Raw genomic sequence first — 2,840 nt, 5'->3', positions numbered from 1 at the left:
CTGCTACTCGATCCAGAATACACCCTACTTGCGTTCGATAACGCTGTTCGCGCTACTGGCGACCTTTTTTTGGGTGTTCATGGCGTGGCGGCGTGTTGGGCCTGACAAAGTTCGGCATATCGGAGCGCTCGCCTACGACTGTCTCATCATCGGCCTGGTGATGGTCGGCATGGGCAGTTCCTTCATGGGTCTGTTCGCGGTGCTGTTGTGGATCGGGATCGGCTACGGCATCCGTTACCAGGAGCCGCTTTATCTCAAGCTCGGTATGGCGTTTACTACGGTGACTTTTGTTGTCTCTGGCCTAGTCACCAGTTGGACAGATTGGGGTGTCTTTCTCTCCTTGTTGGTAACTCTAGCAGTCGTTCCATTAATGCAGCTCTCCCCGATGACGCGGATCATCAAACTGTTAGAACAGCTTGATACGGCAAACAAGGAACTCGATGAAGCGAACAAGACCAAAACCCGCTTCATCAGCAACGTTTCGCACGACCTGTTGACGCCAGTTAGCTCGATCATTGGCTACTGCGGTCTACAGCCACCGCCGATTGAAGGGATCCGGATCAACGCTTACCAGCTCACGCGGCAAATCCGGGCGATTATTGGAAAGACCGCTTCCGAAGACCTCACCCACGAGGAGCATCACGAAAGGTTCGATCCGGTCGATTTACTGCGCCAGGTGGCGACAATCGTAAATCCACTTGCAGAAATTAATGGCGCGCAGATCACGATCATCAACGCAGGATCAATCGGCGTGTTTTCCGGAGCTGTGCATGCACTGTCAATCTGCCTCATCAATCTAGTGAACAACGCTGCTAAGCATTCTGGCTGCGACAGAATCGAGCTTGGGGCTGGCTACGACGGAACGATGCTCAGTTTTGTTGTCGCCGACAATGGGAACGGGATTCCGGAGTCCCAGCAGCAGCTTGTCTTTCAGCGATTTCATCGGGCCGGGTCTTCAACTGGTGCCGATGGCCTTGGGCTGGGTCTTTCGATTGTGCACGACACCATTGAGGTTGTCGGCGGGCAAGTAACGCTGCAAAGCACCAGCACCGGCTCCACTTTTCGATTGACCGCACCCGCAGCCCAACTCCTGGACACCGAGAGCCGCCCGCGAGCGATCGTGCCTACACGGACAGCATTGGCACGCGTGGCCTGCGTCCTGTTTGTGGATGACGAATTCCAAAGCCGCAGCGCTTGGTACGCCGTACTGCAGGAGGCGGGCTATCACGTGCATGCGGCTGCTGGGGGTATTGAGGCCTTGGCCGCTATCGACGCCGGCAATCACTACGACGTACATGTTCTCGATTACCGAATGCCGGAAATGAACGGCATCGAGTTAGCCGTGGCGATTCGGGCGCGCAACCCAGGGGCCAGGATCATAGCCCTCAGCGCAGATGCCGAAGATGACCGGGCACTGGTCTTTGAACAGCCCCTCGCCGATGGCCTGCTGGATGCTGCGCTCGGCAAACCCATCCACCCGGAGAAGCTGATAGCGAGCGTTGAGCAGGCATGTTCCAGTACGCTAATCCCTTCGCTCCCAACTGATGCCTACGCCGAATGAAAATTTTTCTTACCGGATCGTCCGGTTGCCTGGCCAGCGTTCTGCTGCCTGTACTCGCCGCAGATGATTATGTGAAGAGCATAACAGGTATCGATATCGTAGAGCCTAGCTTCACCGATCCTAAATTCACCCACGTCACGATGGACATGCGCAGCCCTGAAGTGCACGACCTCATGCGCGGGCACGATGCGGTGATCCACCTCGCTTTTGCCGTAAAGCGCGGCCGGCTCAGCGTGCCGAAAATGACAGAAATCAATGTCGGTGGTAGCCGCAACGTCATCGACTCTGCTGTTGCGAACGGGATCGCAACGTTTGTGAACCTCAGCAGCGTTTCAGTCTATGGCGAGGGCGAGAACATGAGCGAGGAGGCGAAGCCGAACCCGCCGACCTGGTTCGAGTATGCCGATCACAAGGCCGAGGTCGAACGCTATCTCGCGGCGAAGATCCCCAGTGCCGTGCAGATCCGGGCACACCTGATTATCGGAGCACACGCGCAGAAGTTCCTACGCGAGATCTTCCTGTTACCGGTCTGGCTGGACTTCGGACAAAGCCCACCTAAGCAGCAGGTTGTGCATGAAGCCGACGTGGTGGACGCCATCGTAGCGGCCCTGAAGAAGGGTGCGCAGGGCATCTACAACGTCGCAGCCGACGACGTGATCGCGCTGGGTGGCGATTACATTCAGAGGGGCCAGGATGAAGGACGCAAGATCCGGCGGATGCCGTTTTCCGTCGTTCGGTTGTCCGCCGTTCTGGCGCAGACTGTGATGAAGAACGATCTGCTGACGCTGGTTTCGATGTTGAAAACCACCGCAACCGTCTCGTGCGAAAAGGCGAAGAAGGAGCTTGGCTGGCGGCCTCGCCGGTCGGCTTGGCAAGCGCGAACAGACGCATTACGGTCGCTCGATGCCAGCTAGGAAAGGTCTGATCAACGCGGCCGGACGACACTGCGAGACACATCGGTCGCGTCGACCGCGCTCAGACCTTCGATTTTCCGCCGTTTCCGGCGCATTTTCGGGTTGTTTGCCCCATTACAGGCGACGTCCCCCCGATTTTGAGTAGCACGCCAGTTTGGAGTCCAATTCCCTACCTGAAGGAGATTGGACGTGAAGAAGCGTTTTACCGAGGAACAAATCATTGGCTTTTTGCGCGAGGCCGAAAGCGGCGTGGCGATCAAAGATCTGTGCCGGCGACATGGCTTCAGCGAAGCCTCGTATTACCTATGGCGCAGCAAGTTCGGTGGGATGAGCGTGCCCGATGCCAAACGGCTCAAGGCGTTGGG

The 2,840-nt window shown here is 57.2% G+C and carries 3 protein-coding genes; all 3 read left to right on the top strand.

Annotated elements, in window-relative coordinates:
- A partial coding sequence (locus tag XAXN_RS19850; RefSeq protein ID WP_054320792.1) for an ATP-binding response regulator occupies window positions 1–1,561 on the top strand: 1,561 nt, incomplete at its 5' end.
- Entirely contained in the window at window positions 1,558–2,475 is a 918-nt protein-coding gene (locus XAXN_RS19845; RefSeq protein ID WP_054320790.1) for an NAD-dependent epimerase/dehydratase family protein, read from the top strand. The genes XAXN_RS19850 and XAXN_RS19845, both read left to right, overlap by 4 nt.
- A gap of 189 nt (window positions 2,476–2,664) precedes the next feature.
- On the top strand, window positions 2,665–2,840 hold a 176-nt coding region (locus XAXN_RS19840), incomplete at its 3' end, for a transposase (protein ID WP_054320791.1).

Source organism: Xanthomonas axonopodis, assembly GCF_001304695.1.
Lineage (GTDB): Bacteria > Pseudomonadota > Gammaproteobacteria > Xanthomonadales > Xanthomonadaceae > Xanthomonas > Xanthomonas axonopodis.
This window is presented reverse-complemented; position numbering and strand designations above follow the sequence as displayed.

Coding starts and splice junctions, on each gene's coding strand:
- XAXN_RS19845 (WP_054320790.1), top strand. CDS start 1,558: ATGAAAATTTTTCTTACCGGATCGTCCGGTTGCCTGGCCAGCGTTCTG.